Annotated in this window: 4 protein-coding genes; 2 read left to right on the top strand and 2 right to left on the bottom strand. The window is 70.1% G+C overall.

Going from position 1 to position 3,311, the window contains the following annotated elements; translation table 11 throughout:
* Positions 1 to 642, bottom strand: a 642-nt coding sequence (locus tag VFF46_RS35475) for an AMP-binding protein (protein WP_325041635.1), incomplete at its 3' end; no start/stop codon positions are given.
* A gap of 98 nt (positions 643 to 740) precedes the next feature.
* On the opposite strand from VFF46_RS35475, the gene VFF46_RS35470 reads away from it, so the two are divergent.
* Positions 741 to 1,661 (top strand): threonine/serine dehydratase, encoded by a 921-nt coding sequence (locus VFF46_RS35470; protein WP_325041634.1) that lies wholly within the window; start codon positions 741 to 743, stop codon positions 1,659 to 1,661.
* On the opposite strand, the gene VFF46_RS35465 is transcribed toward VFF46_RS35470, so the two are convergent.
* Positions 1,654 to 2,268, bottom strand: coding sequence for a rhomboid family intramembrane serine protease (locus VFF46_RS35465; protein ID WP_325041633.1), 615 nt, complete (start codon positions 2,266 to 2,268; stop codon positions 1,654 to 1,656). The two genes, VFF46_RS35470 and VFF46_RS35465, sit on opposite strands and share 8 nt — an antisense overlap.
* 110 nt (positions 2,269 to 2,378) lie before the next feature.
* Here VFF46_RS35465 and VFF46_RS35460 point away from each other — a divergent pair.
* Positions 2,379 to 3,311 (top strand): Cmx/CmrA family chloramphenicol efflux MFS transporter (locus tag VFF46_RS35460; RefSeq protein WP_325041632.1); only part of this gene is annotated, 933 nt, incomplete at its 3' end.

The following is a 3,311-nucleotide window of genomic DNA, read 5'->3' as shown; positions in this document are numbered from 1 at the left end:
AGCCCAGTCGAGGTCGCGTTCGCCCAGTTGCGCCTCGGCCTGCGGACGCTGCAGTACGACGGTGTGCTCCGGACGGTGCGACGCGATCGTCAGCGCCTCGTCGATGATCGGCTTGTACTCGACCACCCGGGACGGCTCGATGCCGCAGGACGCGGCCACGATCACCTTCGGCCCGGCGTCTTCGATGCGAGCCGCCAGCTCTCGTGGGGCGAAACCGCCGAAGACAACGGAGTGGATCGCGCCGAGGCGGGCGCAGGCGAGCATGGCGACGACTGCTTCCGGGATCATCGGCATGTAGATGATGACCCGGTCCCCCTTGCCGACCCCGAGAGACGACAGCGCACCGGCGAACGTAGCCACCTGGTCGCGGAGCTGGATGTAGGTGAAGGACGCGCCGGTCCCGGTCACCGGTGAGTCGTAGATCAGCGCGGTCCGGTCGCCGTCGCCGGCGTCGACATGCCGGTCGAGGGCGTTGTACGACGTGTTCAGCTCGCCGTCGGGGAACCAGCGGAAGATCGGTGCCGCGCTCGCGTCGAGCGCCTGGGTGGGCGGCCGCGTCCAGGAGATCGCCTCGGCTGCCTCCAGCCAGAACCCGTGCGGGTCGTCCAGGCTCCGGCGATAGCTCTCGTCGTACGCGCCCATCTGCAGGCCTCCCAACCGTCGGCTGTCCCCATCGTGGCAGGGTTGGGGCATGCGGGCCTCCCAACCATTGGCTCTTCCCATCGTGGCAGGGTTGGGGCATGACGGTAAGTGTTGATGACGTGCGGCAGGCCGCGCAGCGGATCGCCGGACGGGTCCGGCGGACCCCGGTGATCGAGGTGGCGCCGGGCGTCACGTTCAAGCTCGAGCTGCTGCAGCACACCGGGTCGTTCAAGCCGCGCGGCGCGTTCAACCGGTTGCTGACCGCGAAGGAGAACGGCGAGCTGGACGGCCACGGCATCGTCGCCGCGTCCGGCGGGAACCACGGGCTGGCGGCCGCGTACGCCGCGCGCGAACTCGGCGTACCGGCCCGGATCTTCGTGCCCGAGACGACCCCGGCCGCGAAGCTCGGCAAGCTGCAGACGCTCGGCGCGGACATCGTCCAGGTCGGCAGCGAGTACGCCGAGGCGTACCAGGCCGCCCTCGCGGCACAGGAGAAGACGGGCGCGCTGCTGGTGCACGCCTACGACCAGCCGGAGATCGTCGCCGGCCAGGGTACGGTCGGCCTGGAGCTCCTCGACCAGGTCGACGGCTTCGACACCGTACTCGTGGCGGTCGGCGGCGGCGGTCTGATCGGCGGCATCGCGACCGCGATCGGCGACCACGCCCAGGTCGTCGGTGTCGAGCCGGCCCTCGCTCCCACGATGAACCGAGCCCTCCACGCCCAGCACCCCACGGACGGAGCAGTCGGCGGGGTCGCGGCCGACTCCCTGGGCGCCCGCCGCCTCGGCGACCTCGCTTTCGAAGCAGCCCAGGGCCATCACGTGCAGTCCGTCCTGGTCGACGACGACTCGATCGTTGCCGCCCGCAAGCAACTCTGGAGCACGTACCACCTGGCGACCGAGCACGGTGGCGCCACGGCGTACGCAGCCCTTGTCTCCGGCGCCTACAAACCAGAGGCCGGCGAGCGAGTGGTCGTGGTCGTCTGCGGAGCCAACACGGACCCGAGCACGCTCAGGTAGATCGCGGCTGCTGAGGCTTGTCGTCCGCCAGCACCCACGCCGCGAACAGTCCGGCGATGCCGCCGCACAGGTGCCCCTGCCAGGAGATCCCGTCCTGCGGCAGCAGGCTGGTCAGCAGGGCGCTGCCCCACACCATGATGACCAGGATCCCGACCAGCACCTGACCGAGCCGCCGGTTGAACAGCCCGCGGACGATCAGGTACGCCGCGTACCCGAACACCAGGCCGCTGGCGCCGATCGTGATCACGTTCGACGGTGAGACCAGCCAGGTCCCGAACCCGCCGAGCACCGTCACGATCGCGGTCACCGCGAACAGCCGGGCCGCGCCGCTGACCGCGATCAGCGCACCGAGCGTGACCAGCGGCAGCGTGTTCGAGATCAGGTGCCCGAATCCCATGTGCAGGAACGGCGAGGTCAGGATCCCGACCAGGCCGCGCGGCTGCCGGGAGATGATCCCGTACTGGTTCAGGGCGCCGTTCGTCGCGGTGTCGATGACCTCGATGAGCCACATCAGCCCGACCAGCGCGCCGAGCAGCTTCAGCCCACCGCCGATCTTGGCAGTGTCCACGCTCCGCCCGGTCCGCTTCGCCGGAGTCTGGTAGCTCATACCTCCACGATGCCGCATCCGCCCAAGTCTCAGGACCGTGACAGGCGCGGCGACAGCGGAACGTGACGTCTGCGATACTGCGAGTGGCACTCGTCGAGTGAGGGGGAACGATGCCGATCGCCGTCTATGTCCTGGGCCTGAGCATCTTTGCGCAGGGCACCTCGGAGCTGATGCTCGCCGGGCTGCTGCCGGAGCTGGCCACGGACCTGCACGTCTCGATCCCGCAGGCCGGGCTGCTGATCTCCGCGTTCGCGGCCGGCATGCTGGTCGGCGCCCCGGTGCTCGCGGTCGTCACGCTCAACTGGTCCCGGCGGACCGCGCTGCTCGTCTTCCTCGCGATCTTCGCGCTCACCCACGTCTCAGGCGCCCTGACCACCAGCTACGGCGTACTGCTCGCGACCCGCGTCGTCGGTGCGTTCGTGTATGCCGGGTTCTGGTCGGTCGCCGCGGTCACCGTCGTCGCGCTGGTCCCGTCGAACGCCCGCGCCCGCGCGATGAGCGTCGTCACCGGCGGGCTCACGATCGCCACCATCATCGGCCTGCCGCTCGGCACCGTCCTCGGCCAGCACCTCGGCTGGCAGTCCGCGTTCTGGACCGTCGCCGGCCTCTGCGTGCTCGCGATGGCCGGCGTCGTCACCACGGTCCCCGCCGGCCGCCCCGACCCGGCCACGGCCCCACGCCTGCGCGAGGAACTCCGAGCCCTCCGCAACACCCGCCTCTGGCTGGCCTTCGCGACCACGGCATTGCTCACCGCAACAATCCTGATCGTCTTCAGCTACCTGGCCCCGCTCCTGACGACCACCATCCACCTCCCTTCATCGGCGGTCCCAGGTGTCCTGGCCCTGTACGGTCTTGGCTCCTTCATCGGGATCACCGTCGGTGGGCGCTTCGCCGATGCTCTCCCGTTCCGCACGCTCTTCATCAGCATCACCGGGCTCGTCACGCTGTCCGCCGTACTCGCCCTCACCGCTCACGTTGCCGTCGTGGCGATCGTCGTCATCGTGTTCCTGGGCGGCTTCGGCTTCGCCGCGAACCCGGCCCTG

The organism is Kribbella sp. (assembly GCF_035655035.1).
Classification (GTDB): Bacteria; Actinomycetota; Actinomycetes; order Propionibacteriales; family Kribbellaceae; genus Kribbella.
The sequence above is the reverse complement of the archived record's forward strand: the minus strand, read 5'-3'. Positions and strand labels throughout refer to the sequence as shown.

Excerpts from the sequence above, each read along its gene's own strand:
- VFF46_RS35465 (WP_325041633.1), bottom strand. The coding sequence starts at position 2,268 with ATGAGCTACCAGACTCCGGCGAAGCGGACCGGGCGGAGCGTGGACACT.
- VFF46_RS35470 (WP_325041634.1), top strand. The coding sequence starts at position 741 with ATGACGGTAAGTGTTGATGACGTGCGGCAGGCCGCGCAGCGGATCGCC.